The organism is Stenotrophomonas sp. SORGH_AS_0321, from assembly GCF_031453215.1.
Lineage (GTDB): Bacteria > Pseudomonadota > Gammaproteobacteria > Xanthomonadales > Xanthomonadaceae > Stenotrophomonas > Stenotrophomonas chelatiphaga.
Genome location: NZ_JAVIZG010000001.1, coordinates 533,697 through 551,226 on the forward strand (window position 1 = coordinate 533,697; position 17,530 = coordinate 551,226).

The window sequence follows — 17,530 nt, forward strand, 5'->3', positions numbered from 1 at the left end:
GCGCTCAGGGCACCGGGCAGCTGCTGGCTTCCAGCACCGCCTGCACGCGCAGGCGCTCGGCGCGGGCCTGTGGCTGGGTGTCCGGCGTGGCAAAGCTTTCGCGTCCGCGTGCATCGCGCAGCCGTTGCTGCCAGGCACCGCAGCGCTGTGCCTCGTCCACTTTGTTGCAGGCATCGCGCACCATTTCGCAGCTGGCCGCGGTACCGGGCGCGATGCTGCCACCCAGTCCGCTGATCGACATCACCACGCAGCGCGGCGGGGCCGCTTCGTATTCGTGGAAATACTGGCCGCCACCGCTGGCGGTGCAGCGGAAGATGACCGGCGGCGCAGGCCGGTCCGGTCCGGCGGCGGCGCTGGCCTGGGCATCGGCGGCGGCGCGCGCGCGGATCACGTCGCTGTCCAGGATGGCATCGCCACTGCCTGCGGCGGCGCCGGGCTGCGGGGCGGTGAGCAGGTCGCTGTCGAGCACGGCCGGCGCCGGGGCAGGCGAGTCGCCCAACGCGGTGGAGGCCGTGGATGCGCTGGACGCGCCGCGGCGCTGGATGATCTGCGCGGTGCCGGACGGGCACGGTGCATCCTGCACGGCCACCTTGCCGTTGGCATCGGTGCAGCGGAACACGATGTCTTCGTTGGCGAACGCCGGCAGGGCGGTCGGCAGCAGCAGCGCCGCCAGGCAGATCCAGGTCTTCATCCGCCGATTGTAGCGGTGCACGCTGCTGTCAGCGCCCGCCGCAGTCCTGGCCCAGGCGCGCATCGATGCCGCGCTGTTCGCGGGTGATCGCCTGGCGCTCGCCCTGCAGGGCGCTGTTGTAGCGTCGGTCCAGGTCCCAGCGCTGGTCGCGCAGGCGCGCACAGACTTCCTGCGGGGGCAGGGCGTTGCAGGTGTCGCGCACCAGGATGTTGCCGGCCGGGAAACTGATGCCGTGGCCGATGCCATGCGGCGGCCGCTGTCCGGGGCCCGCGTTGCCGCGGCCCTCCGCGCGGATCGGCGGCAGTCCAGGTTGACCCGGGCCGTTCCATGCACGGTGCCCGCCGCCGACCCACGCGCTGGTCCACAGGGGCACCCAGCGCGGATTGCCCTCGTTGCTGTCACTGAGGTAACGCCGCCCCTCTTCGGTCACGCATTCGTACATCGGCTGCGGCGGCTGCACGTAGACATGGCGGACTTCGCGCTGCACCTGCGCGCTGGGGGCCGCTGGCGTGGCGACGTCGTCGGTGCTGGCGCGGCGCGGCGGCGGATCCTGCGGTCGCTGCATCTGCCGCACTTCCTGCCGGCCGGTGGTGCACGGGCTGTCCTGCAGCGTGACCGCGCCACTGCTGCTGACACAGCGGTAGATCCGCACGCTGTCAGCGGCAGGTCGTGCCGGGGCTGCCAGGGCAAGCACCGGCAGCAGGAGCAGAGGCAGGGCAGGGGATGCGCGCATGGCCCATCGTGCGGTATCGGGCGCGGCGGCGCCAGCGGATCAAAAGCGCAGCACGTTGCCGCTCAGGCCATCGCGGATCGGCGTGGGCTGGGCCAGGCCGCCGGTATCGCCATCCAGCAGGCCGTCGAGCAACGACAGCAGCCGTGGGTCCAGGTCGGCACGGGTGCGTGCCGGCGGCTCACCGGCCAGGTTGGCGCTGGTGGACACCAGCGGGCCGCCCCACGCCCGGCACAGCGCCGCCACCAGGGGGTGGGCGCTGATGCGCACGGCAAGCCCGCTGTGTTCGCCGGTGACCCACTTCGGGGCGCGGGGGCCTGCGGGCAGGATCCAGGTGTTGGCGCCCGGCCAGCTGGCCAGCACTTCGCGCTGTCGTTCGTCCGGCAAGGCGTCCAGCACGGCCCAGCCCTGCAGTTGCTCCAGCTCGGCGGCGACCAGGATCATGCCTTTCTCCACCGGCCGCTGTTTCAGCTTGAGCAGCGCATGCACCGCCATCTGGTGGCCCGGGTCGCAGCCCAGGCCCCACACCGCTTCGGTGGGATAGGCGATGACACCCCCCGCCCGCAGGCTGGCGACCGCACTGATCAGGTTGAGCTCTTTCATGGGAGAAGTATCCCCCTGCCGCGCGCAAAGGGGTAGCGCCGAGCCATGCTCGGCGAGCGCGCAGCGCGGGATGTCGAGCCGCCGAGCATGGCCCGGCGCTACCACGACCTTCCGGGTCAGCCGGCGGTCTTCTTCGCCGCGGCCTTCTTGGCGGTCTTCTTGGTCGCTTTCTTGGTGGCCTTCTTCACCGGAATCTTCTTGGCGGCGACCTTTTTTGGCGCGGCCTCCTTCTTCACGGTCTTCTTGGCGGCTTTCTTGCCGAAGCCCTTGCGCACCGGCTTGCCGGTTTCTTCCATGAACTGCTGCGCTTCGGCCAGGGTCAGCGAAGCCGGCTCGCGATCCTTGGGGATCTTGCCGTTGAACTTGCCATCACTCAGGTAGGGGCCGAAGCGGCCGTTCAGCACCTGGATCTCGCTGCCGTCGAATTCCTTGATGATCCGGTTGCGCGCGATCTCTTCCTTTTCCTCGATCAGGAAGACCGCACGGTCCAGGTCGATCGTGTACGGATCGTCTTCCTTCTTCAGCGAAGCGTAGGTGCTGCCGCGCTTGGCGAACGGACCAAAGCGACCGATGCCGACGCTGACGTCCTCGCCCTTGTCCTGGCCCAGCGCGCGCGGCATCAGGAACAGCTCCAGCGCGTCTTCCAGGCTGATGGTATGCATGCTCTGGCCGGGACGCAGCGAAGCGAACTTCGGCTTGTCTTCGGCGTCTTCGGCGGTGCTGCCGATGGCCGCATAGGGCCCGAACCGGCCCAGCCGCACGCTGACCGGCTTGCCGGTCTTGGGGTCGGTGCCGAGCTCACGCGCGCCACTGGCCTCGGCACGGTCGACCGATTCGTTCTTTTCCAGCACCAGCTTGTTGAACGGTTCCCAGAAGCGGGCCATCAACGGGATCCAGTCCTCTTCGCCACGCGACACCGCATCCAGCTCGTCCTCGAGCTTGGCGGTGAAGTCGTAATCCACGTACTGGGTGAAATGGCTGGACAGGAACTTGGAGACCGCGCGGCCGACGTCGGACGGGCGGAAGCTGCGGCCTTCCATTTCCACGTACTTGCGGAACTGCAGGGTCTGGATGATCGAGGCGTAGGTCGACGGGCGGCCGATGCCATATTCTTCCAGCGCCTTCACCAGCGCCGCTTCGGTGAAGCGCGGCGGCGGCTGGGTGAAGTGCTGGTCGGCCACGATGCGGTCCAGCGGCACGCGGTCGCCGGGCTTCATCAGCGGCAGCTTGCGGCCTTCGTCTTCGTCGTCGGCGCTTTTGGTGTCCTTGCCTTCTTCGTACACGGCCAGGAAGCCGGCGACCACCACGGTGGTGCCGCTGGCGCGGAACACGTGTTCGCTGCCGGCCGACAGGTCCACGCTGACGGTGTTGAGCGTGGCCGGGATCATCTGGCAGGCCACCGAACGCTTCCAGATCAACTCGTACAGCTTGCGCTCGTCGTCGGTCAGGAAGCGCGCCACCTGCGCCGGGGTCCGCAGCGCAGAGGTCGGGCGCACGGCTTCGTGGGCTTCCTGGGCGTTCTTGGACTTGGTCTGGTAGGTGTTGGGCTGGTCCGGCAGCGAGGCGATGCCGTAGTCGCGGGCGATCACGTCGCGGATTTCGGCCAGTGCGTCCTGCGACAGGTTGACCGAGTCGGTACGCATGTAGGAAATCAGGCCGACCGTGCCTTCCTCGCCGATCGCCACGCCTTCGTACAGCTTCTGCGCGACCTGCATGGTCTTGCGCGTGGTGAAGCCCAGCTTGCGCGAGGCTTCCTGCTGCAGCGTGGAGGTGGTGAAGGGCGGTGCCGGGCGGCGCTTGCGCTCCTTGCTGGCCACGTCGGTGACATGCAGGCTGCCCTGGGCGGCCTGCTGGATGCGCAGCCGCGCAGCTTCGGCGGTGTCGCCGTCGGTGACGGTGAACTGTTCGAACTTCTGCCCGTCCAGCTTGATCAGCTTGGCATTGAACGGCTGCGAAGGATGCGCGCAGGCCGCGGCGATGGACCAGTACTCGCGGGCGATGAAGGCTTCGATCTCTTCCTCGCGCTCCACGATCATGCGCAGCGCCGGGCTCTGCACGCGGCCGGCGGACAGGCCGCGCTGCACCTTGCGCCACAGCACCGGGGACAGGTTGAAGCCGACCAGGTAGTCCAGCGCGCGGCGGGCCTGCTGCGCATCGACCAGGTCGGCGGCAATGGCGCGCGGCTGGTTCATGGCCTCCTTGATGGCCCGCGGGGTGATCTCGGTGAACACCACCCGCTGCATCGGCTTGTCGCCGACCAGGCCGCGTTCCTTCAGGATCTCGGCGATGTGCCAGCTGATCGCTTCACCCTCGCGATCCGGATCGGTCGCCAGGAAGATGTCGTCGGCGCCCTTTGCGGCTTTGGCGATGGCATCGACATGCTTTTCGTTCTTGTCGATGACGTCGTAACGCATCGCGAAGTTGTTGTCCGGATCGACCGCGCCTTCCTTGGGTATCAGGTCGCGCACATGCCCATACGAGGCCAGGACGGTGTAGTCCTTGCCGAGGTATTTGTTGATCGTCTTGGCCTTGGCGGGCGATTCGACGATGAGCAGGTGCTTGGGCATGAGGTCGCTTTTGTGTGCGCACGGCCGGGAAGGGCCGCTAGGGTGGAGCAAATGGCCGCATTAGTGAAGCGGCACTCTCGATTTCCATAAACTGAACGCCCGGGGATGAGCCGGGCGTTCAGCTTTTACCTTATTAGAGGAATCACGTCGTGAGCGCTCTGTCAAGCGCCCGCGCCGCATCCTCCAGTATTCAGCCGGCCATCCCGGCGATCGCGCCAACCGCCACCACCATCGCGATGATCAGGCCGATGAACAGGATGCCGGTCAGCACCAGCACCACCACGCCCACCGCGCCGAGCTGCGGGCGCTGCAGGTGCGGCTGGTCGGTGAAGGCCCATTTATCCACGACGACGGTGTCGCAGATCATGTCGTGCAGGGCCTGCTTGCGCTCGGTGAAGGCGGCCATGATGTAGCCGATCAGCAGGGTCAGGCTGCTCAGCAGGGTCGCGAAATAGCGCCCGACCGAACGCGCGCCGGAGATCCGGTCGCCATCGCTGCGCACCACCTTGATGCCCAGCGCCATCTTGCCCGGCGTCGCGCCGCCCACGGAGGCGTGGAACCAGCCGTAATAAGCCAGGCTGATGCCGAAGCCGATCAGCGCGCCGAGCAGCTGGCTGAGTACGCCGGCCGTGGTCGAACCGCCGCCGGCCAGGCTGGCCGCCCCACCGATGCCCAGTCCCACGATCGCGCCGATGATCATCGAGCTGGCGGTCAGGATGACGTAGTCGATCATGTAAGCGGCGAACCGCTTCCAGAAGCCCGCATACAGTACCTCGGCACCGTGTACCGGCACGGCACTGCCATAGGCCACCGATGCGGCGGATGCGCCGTACGGCGATGCGCTGAGCGGGCCACTGCCGGGCAGCGGCGCGGTGCCGTTGTCGATGGCAGCATAGTCGCCGCGCAGGTCGAAACCGGTGCTCGGCTCGGCGGCCACCGTGGCCAAGGTCTGCAGCTGCAGCTCATCGACCACCGTGCGCAGCGCGGCCCATTGCCCCATGCCCTCGCGCCATACCAGCGTGTCCAGGCTGATCTGGCTGCGCTGGAACAGCTGGCGGATCTCCTGCTCGCCTACCGGGCCCTGGCGTTGCTGGCCTTCGGCGTAATACCACTCACTCATCATCGTCCCCTGTGGGTCTTCCTTGGAAATCGGTTCCATCCCCGCGCGCCGGCTCAGTCGCGGCAGTTCACGGGCAGGTATTTATCGGTGCTGTCGCCGCTGCATTCCCAACGGGACGTGGCCGGATCGTACTCCTGCCAGAGCAGGAGGCCATCGACCCGTGACTCGCCCACCGCCAACGTCGCTTCGATACCGCAGTGATCGTTCTCGAACTGGCCCAACTGCACGCTCGACAGACCGTGTGCAGTGTAGTGGTCGTGGGCCGGAAAATCGGGATCGGCGCTGGTCGGGCAGCGGCCTTCGCTGTTGGCGAACTCTGCCACCTGCGCCTTGAGCGGCTGCAGCGCGCTGATGGACTCGGCCACCTTGGCGCGGATGGTGTAGTCCTTGTAGGCCGGCAGTGCGATGGCGGCCAGGATCGCGCACACCGGCACCAGCACCAGCAACGCCGCACCGCCGATGACCGCGGTCATCGCACAGCCGGACAACGGTTTCTTCGCGGCCTGCATCGGCAGGGCCGTGCCCGGGCCGGCATACGGCGCGGTGGACGGCGGGGGAGCCGGCGGAAGGCCTGGCGGCAGCGGCGGGACGACGACCGGACCGGCCGCAGGAATGGCGATCAGGCCCAGTTCGTCCACCACCGTGCGCAGCGGCTGCCAGGTCGGCAGGCCCTCGCGCCACACCAGCGTGTCCAGCCCGATCCGGTGGCCCCGGAACAGCTCCCCCATGTCTTCAGCCGAAACCGGGCCAACCTGGCGGCTGCCCTCGGCATGGAACCACTCGCTCACGTGAACGCCCCCTGTATGCGCAAGGCATGCAGTGTACGGTCAGTGAAGGGGTTCTGGCTCGTCCATGAACATCTGCGTTTCCATCCAGGCGTAGGCCGCTTCCGAGCCCGGCTGGTTGAACAGCACCATCAGCACGACCCACTTGAGGTCATCCAGGTCCAGTTCGTCCTGGTCCAGGGCCATGGCACGGTCCAGCACCAGCTCGCGCTGGTCGGCGTCCAGGATGCCGTGCTGCTCCAGATAAAGGATGAAACCGCGGCATTCCACGTCCAGCTTGTCCAGCTCCGGACCGTGGTAGACGCGCACCGGGCCGTCGACCCGGGCCTGCGACACGGTGGGTCGCTGGGCGGCCAGTGCATCCAGCCAATCGAACGCCTTGGCGGTTTCGGCCGGACTGAAGCCAGCTTGGATCAGGCCGTTTTGAAGGGAGTCGCGGTCACGGATGAGATCAGCGTCTTCGCTGAAATAGTGTTCGAACAGGTACAGCAGCACATCGAGAATGCTCTCTTTCATTGCCCCTCGGCCTGCGTCATCTGGACGCTGTGGAGGTTGGGAAACCAGGGTTTCGACAGTAGCGGCCGTGTTCGCACACCACGATACCCGCCAGTTCCATGGCCAGCAGCATGGAGGACAGCCGGGCGGCCGTCAATCCACAGTGCATGATCAATGAATCCATAGGGATTGGGTCGTGGTCGAGCGCTTTCCACAAGGTCTGGTAGTCCGGTTCGGACGCCAGGTGTGCGGGAAGGTGGGCTCGCCGTCCCTGTTCAGTGGGGGCCTGGAGGCGACTTTGCAAGTCGGGCAGGGCCCTGGCCAGCAGCGGGGCGACCAGGGCCATCACCTCGGCCGGGGCTTCCACCAGCGCGGCGCCGTCGCGGATCAGGCGGTGGCAGCCGGCCGCCCGTGGATTGCGCACCGAACCGGGGAGGGCGCAGACCTCGCGTCCGGCCTCTGCGGCCAGCCGTGCGGTGATCAGCGCGCCGGAGCGGTTGGCTGCCTCGATCACCACCGTCGCCACCGTCAGGCCGGCGACCAGCCGGTTGCGCGCCGGGAAGTGCGCCGGCCGGGCCGGTGTACCTGGCGGGTACTCGCTGACCACGGCGCCGCGTGTGGCGATTTCGCGCTGGAGCGCGACGTGGTGCGAGGGAAAGACCAGGTCCGGTCCGTTGCCGATCACCGCCACGGTGATGCCACCGGCCGCCAGCGCAGCCTGGTGGGCCGCGGCATCCACGCCGGCGGCGAGCCCGCTGGTCACCGCAAGGCCCGCCTGGCAGAACCCCGTACTGAATTCCGCCGCCAGCGCGCGCCCACCCGGTGTGGGCGAACGGCTGCCGACCACCGCGATCGCCGGGTGCCATGCGGTGGCAGGGTTGCCGTGCACGAACAGCGCCAGCGGCGGCTCCGGGATGCTGCGCAGCAGGTCGGGGAAGCGTTCGTCGCTGGCCGCCACCAGGTGGTGGTCGGCCTGCTGCAGCCAGCGCAGGGCGTCGTCCAGTGCGCCGGCATCGGGTGCGGCCAGGCGGCGTTGCTGGCCGGGCGAACAGCCCGCCTGCCGCCACGCCACCGGCCCGGCGTCCAGCGCGGCGGCCACGCAGGGGCGGGCGCAGGCCAGTGCCCGCCGCGCCGCCAAGCCGCCGCCGGCAAGGACCAGGGTCAACAGTGCTCGGGTTTCCTCATCCATGGCCCAGCCTGCCGCGCAGATGACAACGGCGCCCTAGGGCGCCGCTGCGGTCTGCTGTCGGTGGGTGGCGGCCGTCGGCCGCCGGTCCCCTTATTCCGTCGCGTCGGGGTGGCGGGCGTTGTAGCCCACCAGGACCGGCTTGATGCCTTCCATCACCAGCGCATAGCTGACGTTGTCGAAGGTGCGGAACACCATGGCATGGGCGGCATATTCATCCGGCATGGCCAGGCGGTTGTAGCCGTCGACGCGCGAATCGTCCATCTGCGACGAATTCGGCACCTTCATCACGTGCTTCACGTGGCTGCCCTGGCGCCACAGCGAGAACACCGTGCCGTTGTCCACGCCCTGCGCGCTGCCAGCCGACAAGGCGATGACATCGCGCGCGCCACCGGACAGCAGCATGTCCGCTACCGCCAGCACCCGGACATCCAGCCCATCGGTGCCCGGCGCCGGGACGTGCGGGAAGAACTGCAGGTCGTACGGGGTGGCTTCCACCGGGACCAGGCGGTCACCGACGCGTACTTCGCGGCCGTCGCCGGTGCCCTGCAGGGCCAGCGTGGCCACATCCACCTTGCCCGAGGGCAGGCGCATGATGGTGCCGACGTTGACCTTGGCCAGCTCATAGCCCAACTGCTGGTGCGGACGCTTGTTCGGGACGGTGAAGTCCTTCCACAGGTTGCCGCTGCCCGGCGTGGTGCGGCCGCTGGCATCCAGGTCCTCGGAGGGCTTGGGCAGGGCATAGCGCACGGTCGGACGGACCACGGCGTAGCGCTGGCCGACGGCGGCACCGTCCAGCCCGTGCACGTAGGCCAGCTGGCCGGAGGTGGCACGCAGGCGGTTGTCTTCCAGCCCCGCCACGTAAGGCAGGTGATCGATGCGATCGACCACGCTCAGCTCTTTCAGGAAGGGTTCGACCTGGGACAGCGGAATGCCGGTGATCGGCGCTTCCTGGCGCGGTCCGGCGTCCTGTCGCGCAACGACGCGGTCCAGGTAGGCCAGGCTGAGCACATCGCCCGGGTAAATCAGGTGCGGGTTCGCCACCTGGGGATTCGCCTGCCAGATTTCCGGCCAAAGCCAAGGCTTTTTCAGGAAGCGCGCAGAGATATCCCACAGCGTGTCGCCCTTCTGGACGACATAGGTGGTCGGGTGCCCGTTCATTTCAACGGCGGTAGCATAGGCGGCAACGGTCAACATCGCCGCGGCGACGACCGTGCGGATTCGTAGCAACATAGGAGTGGTCAGCCCGGTTCCCCAACAGGTTGGCGCACTATAGTCCAGAAACCGGGGCGCAGGGCAAGCGTTGGCGATAGAATTGCAACGCAGGCCGGCGTTGACCGGCCCCCACCCAGACGATTACTGCCATGGCACTGCTCCCAATTCTCGAGTTTCCCGATCCGCGCCTGCGCACCAAGGCCGCGTTGATCGACGCCGCCGAGGTCACCACGCCGGCCTTCCAGACGCTGCTGACCGACATGTTCGAGACCATGTACGACGCCCCCGGGATCGGCCTGGCCGCCAGCCAGGTGGACGTGCACAAGCGCTTCATGGTCATCGACGTGAGTGAAGAAAAGAACCAGCCGATGGTCTTCATCAACCCGGAAATCGTCCAGCAGGACGGTGGCCAGGTGTACCAGGAAGGCTGTCTGTCGGTTCCCGGCATCTTTGCCGACGTGACCCGTGCCGACCAGATCACCGTGCGTTACCTGGACCGCCAGGGACAACCGCAGGAACTGGCCACCGACGGCCTGCTGGCGGTCTGCGTGCAGCACGAGATGGACCACCTGGACGGCAAGCTGTTCATTGACTACCTGTCGCCGCTCAAGCGCGAGATGGTGCGCAAGAAGCTGGCCAAGGCGCGCAAGCACGTCGCCTGATCCATCACCCGGCGCGGCCGCTGCCGTGCCGACCGTCCGCGCCTGCGCGGACCCTGCGGCACCGGAGCGCGGTGCCGTTTTCTGACCTGCAGGCCGTGGGCCTGCGCAATGGGGTGACCATGAGGATTGTCTTTGCCGGTACGCCGGAGTTCGCGGTGTCGTCGCTGCGCGCGGCTGCGCGCCATCACGAAGTGGTGGCCGTCTACACCCAGCCGGACCGTCCGGCCGGGCGCGGACGCGGCCTGGCGCCGTCGCCGGTGAAGCTGGAAGCGGTCGCCCGCGGGATCCCGGTCTTCCAGCCGGAAAACCTGAAGGATGAGGCCGCCCAGCAGCAGCTGCGCGCGCTGCAGCCGGACCTGATGGTGGTGGTGGCCTACGGCCTGATCCTGCCGCGTGCGGTGCTGGCCATTCCCACCCACGGCTGCTGGAACGTGCATGCCTCGCTGTTGCCGCGCTGGCGCGGTGCGGCGCCGATCCAGCGTGCCATCCAGGCCGGTGACGCGCAGACCGGCGTGTGCCTGATGCAGATGGAAGCCGGCCTGGATACCGGGCCGGTCCTGCTGCAGCAGGCGCTGCCGATCCTGCCCACCGATACCGGCGGACAACTGCACGACAAACTGGCCGAACTGGGCGCGCAGGTGCTGGCCGATGGCCTGGGCCTGCTGCGTGCCGGCCTCAAGCCGGTGGTGCAGCCGCAGCCGGTTGAAGGGGTGACCTATGCGCACAAGCTGGACAAGGCCGAAGCACGGCTGGACTGGAGCCGGGATGCCGCAGCGCTGGCGCGCACCGTGCTGGCGTTCAATCCCTGGCCGATCGCCGAAGCGCAGCTGGCCGGCGAACGCGTGCGTATCCATGGCGCGGTAGCGCTGGAGGACAACGGCGGGCATGCACCGGGCACGGTGATCGGCGCTGCCCGAGAGGGCATCGACATCGCCTGCGGGCAGGGCGCGTTGCGCCTGCGCGTGCTGCAGCGTGAGGGCGGCAAGGCGATCACCGCGGCCGACTACCTCAACGCGCGCCGCGACCTGCGCGTGGGAGCCTGAGCCGGTGAGCAAGCAGGATGACCTCAAGATTTCCCACGCCGCCCCGGGTGCCGCCACGCGCATGCTGGCCGCGCGCGTGCTGGCCCAGGTGTTCACCCGCGGGCGTTCGCTGAAGGCCGAATTGGCCTGGGCGCTGCCCAAGCTGGCTGACACCCGCGACCGCGCGCTGCTGGAAGCGCTGTGCTTTGCAGTGCTGCGCCGGCGCAGCACCTACGACGCGGCGCTGGCCAGCTGGATGCAGAAGCCGTTGTCGGCGCGCGATGCCGACCTGCGCACGCTGCTGATGGTCGGCTTCGCGCAGCTGGACGTGCTGGAACTGCCGGCCCATGCCGCGCTGTCGGCCACCGTCGACGCCGCCCGCGCGCTGGGTCGTGAGCGCCAGGCAGGCCTGGTCAACGCGATCCTGCGCCGGGCGCAGCGCGAAGGATTCCCGGTGCAGCCGCCGCGTGATGCGTTCCCGGCCTGGCTGGCCGAAAGCATCGAGCGCGACTGGCCGGGTCAGGCCGAGGCGATCTTCGCCGCCAGCCTGCAGCCCGCGCCGTTGTGGCTGCGCGTCAACCGCCAGCAGGGGGATCGTGCGACGTCGCTGGCCGCGCTGGAGGCCGCCGGCATCAGCGCCGAGGCCGGCCCGGTCAGTGCCGATGCGATCCGCCTGGCGTCTTCGGCGGCGGTCAACCAGCTGCCCGGCTTCAACGACGGCGCGCTGTCGGTGCAGGACCTGTCCGCGCAATGCGCCGCCGATGCGCTGTCACCGCCGCCGGGTGCGCGCGTGCTCGATGCCTGTGCGGCCCCGGGCGGCAAATCCGCGCACCTGCTGGAACGTGATCCGTCACTGCGGCTGCTGGCGCTGGACATCGATGCGCGCCGGCTGGCGCGGGTCAAGGACACCTTCTCGCGCACCGGCGTGGGCGCCGATGCGCAGATCAAGGTGGCCGATGCGAGTGATCCGGGCGCGTGGTGGGACGGGGTGCCGTTCGACGCGATCCTGCTGGATGCCCCGTGTTCGGCGACCGGCATCATCCGCCGCCAGCCCGATGTGATGTTCCACCGTCGCGCCGAGGACGTGGACGCGCTGGTCGGCGTCCAGGCACGGTTGCTGGAAGCGTGCTGGTCGATGCTGCGTCCGGGTGGCGTGCTGCTGTATGCCACCTGCTCGATCCTGCGTGCGGAAAACATCGACCAGGTGCAGGCCTTCCTGAAATGGCATCCGGATGCGTCCGCCGACGCGCTGGATGTCGGATTCGGCATTGATTGCGCGGGGGTGGCACGTCAGCGCCTGCCCGGCGATGATGGTGGTGACGGCTTTTTCTACGCGCGTCTGGTAAAAAGCGCCTGATCCCTTTTCCGTTCCAGCGGTGCACATGCTGACCACACGCGCTTCCCGTGAGACCTGGCTGCTGGTTCTGATGGCCCTGCTGGTGCTGGGCGCCGGGTTGGGCCTGCGCGATCCCTGGCCGTCGGACGAACCGCGTTTCGCACTGGTCGCCAAGCAGATGGTGACCAGCGGCGACTGGCTGTTCCCGCACCGTGGCCTGGAGCTGTATTCGGACAAGCCGCCGATGCTGATGTGGCTGCAGGCCACGCTGTACTCGATCATCGGCAACTGGCGTATCGCCTTCCTGCTGCCGTCGATGCTGGCGGCGTTGGGCACCCTGTGGTGCGTGCATGACCTCGGACGGCGGCTGTGGACGCGGCGGGTAGGCCTGTACGCGGCCTGGATGCTGCTGTTCGCGCTGCACTTCACCTTCCAGGCGAAGAAGGCGCAGATCGATCCGTTGATCGTGTTCTTCATCACCTTGGCCAACTACGGGCTGATCCGGCACCTGCTGCTGGGCCCGGCGTGGCGCTGGTGGTGGTTCGGCTGGTTCGCCGCCGGGCTGGGGGTGATCACCAAGGGCGTCGGCGTGGTCGCGCTGCTGATGATCGTCCCGGCCGCGCTGGCCTCGCTGTGGGGCTGGCGCAGGGTAGGGCTGAGCGTGCGCCATTGGCAGTTCTGGGTGGCGCCGCTGATGTTCCTGCTGGCCATCGCGCTGTGGCTGGTGCCGATGGTCGTGACCGCGCTGTCGACCGGGTCGGTTGAATACCGCGCCTACATGGACGACATCCTGTTCCGGCAGACCGCCGGGCGCTATACGAAGTCCTGGGACCACCACCAGCCGTGGTGGTACTTCCTGGCGACGATGCCGTCGATGTGGCTTCCCGCCTTCCTGGCCATTCCGTGGGCGATCCCGGCCTGGTGGCGACGCCTGCGCCGGCGCGATCCGCGTTACCTGGTGCTGCTGGGCTGGTGGGCGCTGATCGTGCTGTTCTTCTCCATCCCCGATGGCAAGCGCGACGTCTACATCCTGCCGTCGCTGCCGATGTTCTGCCTGGCGCTGGCGCCGCTGATCCCCGGCCTGCTGCGCAAGCGCGCGTTCCAGTGGCTGCTGGCCGCCTTCACCGCGGCGCTGGTGCTGTTCACCCTCGGCGCGGGCACGGCGCTGCTGACCGGCCAGGGGGGCTTCGACGCCAGGCTGATGGATTCGCGTGGCCTGGACCAGGCCGCCATTGCCGCACTGGCGTGGGCGGCAGTGGCGATGGGCTGCTGGGGTGTGATCAGCCTGCTGGCCTGGGGGCATCGCCGCGCCCACCTCGGCGTGGTGTCCACGCTGACGGTGGTGTGGCTGCTGTACAGCCTGGTCGGCTACCCGCTGTTGAACAGTGCCAGTTCGGCCAGTGGTCTGATGCAGGCGGTCGGCCAGCGGATCGGGCCGGATGCCGAACTGGGGCTGGTGGCGTGGAAGGAACAGAACCTGCTGATGGCCGACCGCCCGGCGGCGACCTTCGGGTTCCAGAAGGGCTGGGACGCACAGCTGCAGGACGGGGTGGCATGGCAGGCACAGGCGCCGGCCACGCGCTGGCTGCTGGTGCAGCAGGATGCCGTGCTGCCCTGCGTGGACCGCAGCCGTGCCGAGCTGGCCGGAATATCCAACCGCCGTCGTTGGTGGTTGGTGCCGGCTGGGGCAGTGCAGGGTCCCTGCGAGCTTCCCGCGGACCAGCGCGAGCGTGAGCGTGCGCTGCAGGCGCGGCAGTTCGAGGAGTGAACCTGCGTAGTGCCTTGCCATCCTTCGGACAGCGCACGTTGTGTGTCGGCTGGCCAGAATCCTGCCCGTCGCCGACCTGACCTGATGACCCCCTCGTGAGTGTGCCTGCCTTCCGTTCCCCCTCCGATCCCGGCGATTCGCTGACGCCGCAGCGCACGCGCGCGCGCATTGCCCGCGGCATGGGTCAGCTGGGATTGGTGGTGATGCCGGCGCTGGTGGTGTCCGCGCCGGTCAACCTGCTGCCGTTCGGCCTGCTGCTGCTGGCCAGTACGCTGCTGGTGCCCGGTTTGTTGTGGGGTGCCCGCCACGATGCGCGGCCGACGCTGCGGGTGCTGGGGCTGCTGATGCTGGCGGTGCTGGTTGGCGGGGTGGTGTCGGTGCTGCTGTTCGAACACGGACTGCGCGATGTGGACAACCGTTCGCGGTTCTTTGTGATGCCCTGGATCGCACTGTGGGTATGCGCGCTGGACCTGCGGTTGCGCTGGCTGTGGCGCGGCGCCCTGTTGGGATTGACGCTGGTCTTCGCGCTGTCGCTGCGGCAGGTGCTGGGCGGCGCGCCGCGTGCCGAGCTGTTCACCAATGCCATCGTGCTCGCCGACATGGTGGTCATGCTGCTGGTGCTGGCGCTGTTCTGCCGGCCACACGGCGTGCGCGGCTGGGCCTGGGGCCTGCCAGCGGTTGCGCTGGGCTGTGCGACGCTGGTGCTGACCGGCAGCCGCGGCGCGCTGCTGGCATTGCTGGCGGTATTCCTGGTGATGGCGCTGAGCCTGCGCTGGCGGACGTTGCGCCTGCGCCTGCTGTTGCTGGCAGCGCTGCTGGGCGTGGCCGGCGTGGCGGTGATGAGTGTGCCGGAGCTGCGCCACCAGGTGCGGCTGACCGAGCTGCACAGCGATGTGCAGCGGCTTGAACACGGCGATACCGATTCGTCCGCAGGGGCCCGCGTGGAGCGCCTGCAGGTCGCCTGGGAGACCTTCGTCGACCATCCGCTGACCGGCGTCGGCGTGGGGCATTTCGACAACGCCATGCAGCGCCTGCCCGAGTGCCGTGCCAACCCGTTGGAGCCGCGTTGCCACCTGGGCCATGCGCACAATGACCTGGCCGAATGGGGCGCCACCCAGGGCGCGCCGGGCGTGCTGCTGCTGCTGGCCGTGTATGGCGTGCCGTTGTGGCTGTTCCTGTGGCTGCATCGCCGCAGTGGCCGTGCAACCTTCCGTGGACCGGCCGCTGCCGGTGTACTGATCGTGGTCAGCTACATCCTGTGCGGGCTGACCCAGTCGATGTTCGCCCACCAGATCACCGCCAGTTTCTACGCCACCATCGTCGGCGTGCTGGCCGGGCTGTCGCGGCTGGAGGCCCTGCGCCACCAGCGTCGGCTGTCCACTGCGGCGGCGACCGGCGCGGCCTGAACGGCGTTACTTGCCGCCGACCGGCTGCCCGTTCTGCAGCAGCCACAGCATGATCGTCTTCTGCCGCACGTAGTTGGCGCTGACGAAGGATTCGATCAGGCCCGGCCATCCATCCAGCATGCCCCCGCGCAGCACGTAGCCGCGGAAGAACCGCCACGCCGGGGCCAGCACCAGCTTGGCCAGAGTGGCCCTGCGACCACGGGCGAACTCATGTTCGGCCATCATCCGCGCGTACTTCTGCTTCTTGTCCAGCAGCTGCATGAAGTTGCGGAACGGGTGGTGCAGCAGGTCGCCTGCCAGCAGGACGGCCGGACCGTCCAGTGACACCGCTTCATGAATCTCGCGGTCGCCGCGCCAGCCGCCACGACGGCGGTCGAACAGGCGCAGCACGCGGTCGGGATAGGCGGTGCCGTGCTTGAGGAAGCGTCCGTAGTATTCCGAACACCGCGCGAAACGATAGCCGGCGACGCTGCCGAAGCCGGCCGCGCGCGCCGACTCGATGCTCTGGCGCAGCGGTGCGGATACGCGCTCGTCGGCGTCCAGGCACAGCACCCAGTCATGCGCGGCCTGCTGCACGCAGAAGTCCTTCTGGCTGCGGAAGCCATCGAAGTGCCGCTGCAGCACGCGCGCGCCGGCGGCACGGGCGACTTCCACGGTGGCATCGGTGGAAAACGAATCGACCACCACGATGTCATCGCAGAACGACAGCGAGGCCAGGCAGTCGGCCAGCCGGTCGGCTTCGTTGAAGGTGATGATGCAGGCCGACAAGGGCGCGCGCGGTTCGGGTCGGGGAGAGGTCATGCAACCGGGCCTTGGGCGTGTTCGTCGCAGAGCCTAGCAGCGACACCGCCGATTGGCGATGCGATACTAGCCGCCGGCCATCGAAGAGGAGCAGACCGACGTGCCACGCCACTACCTGTTGTACGGATCGGAACGTTACGCGCTGGCCATCCTGCGGCCCGTGCAGGCGGCGATCCGGGCGCGCGGCGACGAAACGGCCTGGTTTTTCGATGGCCCCGGCGCGGAAGACCTCGCCGCGGACGAGACCCTGCTGACGGTGGAACAGGTGCGTGCCTGGGACCCCTATGCGGTGATCACCTCGTCCAATGCGGTGCCGCACTTCTTCCCCGGCGTGAAGGTGGAAACCTTCCATGGTTTCGACGCAGGCAAGCCGCGGCACATCTACGTGCGTGGATTCTTCGACCTGTACTGCACCACCGGCCCGCGTGACACGGCCGCGTTTTCGGCATTGGCCGAGGCGCAGGGCCACTTCGCGGTGGTGGAGACCGGATTCCCGAAGATCGACCCGTTCATGAGCCAGCTGCCGGCGCAGCCCGAACCGGTGCGCGACCCCCCGGTGGTGCTGTACCACTCGACGTTCTCGCCGTCCTGGAGCGCGGCCGGCGTGCTGTACGACGAGATCGCGCGGCTGTCGCGCACCGGCGAGTGGCGCTGGATCGTCACCTTCCATCCGAAGATGGACCCGGAGATCGTGGCCCGTTACCGCGCGCTGGAAAACGAGTACCTGCGGTTCGCCGACAACGACAACATCCTGGACCTGTTCCCGCAGGTCGACCTGATGTGTTCGGACACCTCTTCGGCCTTGAACGAGTTCCTGCTGACCTACAAGCCGGTGGTCACCTTCAAGAACCGTCGGCCCGGCCCGCAGCTCATCGACATCGATGATCCGGCCGCGTTCGAAGGCGCGATCCGGCGCGCGCTGGCACGGCCGCCGGAGCTGATGGCGGCCATCCGCGAGTTCGCCGATACGCTGCATCCCTACCGCGACGGGCGTTCCAGCGAGCGCATCCTGCAGGCGATCGATGACTTCGTCGCCAAGGGCGGGCGCAACCGCAAGCCCAAGCCGCTGAACTTCTGGCGCAAGATCAAGCTGCGCCGGCGCATCGGCTACTGGGGCCCGGCGCGCACCCGCTGACCCGGCGT

The 17,530-nt window shown here is 68.5% G+C and carries 16 protein-coding genes; 6 read left to right on the plus strand and 10 right to left on the minus strand.

Features of this window, described 5'->3' with window-relative positions:
- Positions 1-4: 4 nt before the first annotated feature.
- From QE373_RS02220 to QE373_RS02260, 9 genes are all read right to left on the minus strand, one after another.
- Complete coding sequence (locus QE373_RS02220; protein WP_309683143.1) at positions 5-691, minus strand: DUF4124 domain-containing protein; 687 nt, start codon at positions 689-691, stop codon at positions 5-7.
- A 28-nt stretch (positions 692-719) separates the two neighbouring features.
- The gene (locus QE373_RS02225) at positions 720-1,424 is read right to left on the minus strand and encodes a DUF4124 domain-containing protein (protein ID WP_309683146.1); all 705 of its coding nucleotides are present in this window, start codon (positions 1,422-1,424) and stop codon (positions 720-722) included.
- Positions 1,425-1,463: 39 nt separating this feature from the next.
- Positions 1,464-2,024, minus strand: a complete 561-nt coding sequence (locus QE373_RS02230) for a Sua5/YciO/YrdC/YwlC family protein (protein ID WP_057507473.1) — start codon at positions 2,022-2,024, stop codon at positions 1,464-1,466.
- 116 nt (positions 2,025-2,140) lie between these two features.
- The gene (locus QE373_RS02235) at positions 2,141-4,591 is read right to left on the minus strand and encodes a DNA topoisomerase I (RefSeq protein WP_309683150.1); all 2,451 of its coding nucleotides are present in this window, start codon (positions 4,589-4,591) and stop codon (positions 2,141-2,143) included.
- Between the two features lie 190 nt (positions 4,592-4,781).
- Positions 4,782-5,711, minus strand: a complete 930-nt coding sequence (locus QE373_RS02240) for an RDD family protein (protein WP_123699259.1) — start codon at positions 5,709-5,711, stop codon at positions 4,782-4,784.
- A 53-nt stretch (positions 5,712-5,764) separates the two neighbouring features.
- A complete protein-coding gene (locus tag QE373_RS02245) occupies positions 5,765-6,499 on the minus strand; it encodes a pilin (protein ID WP_309683154.1) in 735 nt (244 codons plus the stop codon).
- 39 nt (positions 6,500-6,538) lie between these two features.
- On the minus strand, positions 6,539-7,012 hold the full coding sequence (locus QE373_RS02250; protein WP_057507476.1) for a DUF494 family protein: 474 nt from the start codon (positions 7,010-7,012) through the stop codon (positions 6,539-6,541).
- A gap of 16 nt (positions 7,013-7,028) precedes the next feature.
- A complete protein-coding gene (gene dprA / locus QE373_RS02255) occupies positions 7,029-8,180 on the minus strand; it encodes a DNA-processing protein DprA (protein WP_309683158.1) in 1,152 nt (383 codons plus the stop codon).
- Positions 8,181-8,270: 90 nt separating this feature from the next.
- Positions 8,271-9,410: a LysM peptidoglycan-binding domain-containing protein gene (locus tag QE373_RS02260; RefSeq protein WP_309683161.1), complete on the minus strand. Its 1,140-nt coding sequence runs from the start codon at positions 9,408-9,410 to the stop codon at positions 8,271-8,273.
- Positions 9,411-9,541: 131 nt separating this feature from the next.
- On the opposite strand from QE373_RS02260, the gene def reads away from it, so the two are divergent.
- From def to QE373_RS02285, 5 genes are all read left to right on the plus strand, one after another.
- Positions 9,542-10,054: a peptide deformylase gene (def, locus tag QE373_RS02265; RefSeq protein ID WP_057507479.1), complete on the plus strand. Its 513-nt coding sequence runs from the start codon at positions 9,542-9,544 to the stop codon at positions 10,052-10,054.
- Positions 10,055-10,173: 119 nt separating this feature from the next.
- Entirely contained in the window at positions 10,174-11,097 is a 924-nt protein-coding gene (gene fmt / locus QE373_RS02270) for a methionyl-tRNA formyltransferase (RefSeq protein WP_057507512.1), read from the plus strand.
- Between the two features lie 4 nt (positions 11,098-11,101).
- Positions 11,102-12,433: a 16S rRNA (cytosine(967)-C(5))-methyltransferase RsmB gene (rsmB, locus tag QE373_RS02275; protein WP_309683165.1), complete on the plus strand. Its 1,332-nt coding sequence runs from the start codon at positions 11,102-11,104 to the stop codon at positions 12,431-12,433.
- Between the two features lie 25 nt (positions 12,434-12,458).
- Positions 12,459-14,180 (plus strand): glycosyltransferase family 39 protein, encoded by a 1,722-nt coding sequence (locus QE373_RS02280; protein WP_309683167.1) that lies wholly within the window; start codon positions 12,459-12,461, stop codon positions 14,178-14,180.
- 179 nt (positions 14,181-14,359) lie between these two features.
- Entirely contained in the window at positions 14,360-15,586 is a 1,227-nt protein-coding gene (locus QE373_RS02285) for an O-antigen ligase (RefSeq protein WP_309689511.1), read from the plus strand.
- A gap of 6 nt (positions 15,587-15,592) precedes the next feature.
- On the opposite strand, the gene QE373_RS02290 is transcribed toward QE373_RS02285, so the two are convergent.
- Positions 15,593-16,387, minus strand: coding sequence for a glycosyltransferase family 2 protein (locus tag QE373_RS02290; RefSeq protein ID WP_309683170.1), 795 nt, complete (start codon positions 16,385-16,387; stop codon positions 15,593-15,595).
- A 100-nt stretch (positions 16,388-16,487) separates the two neighbouring features.
- On the opposite strand from QE373_RS02290, the gene QE373_RS02295 reads away from it, so the two are divergent.
- The gene (locus QE373_RS02295; protein WP_057507483.1) at positions 16,488-17,522 is read left to right on the plus strand and encodes a CDP-glycerol glycerophosphotransferase family protein; all 1,035 of its coding nucleotides are present in this window, start codon (positions 16,488-16,490) and stop codon (positions 17,520-17,522) included.
- The last annotated feature ends 8 nt before the right edge of the window (positions 17,523-17,530 follow it).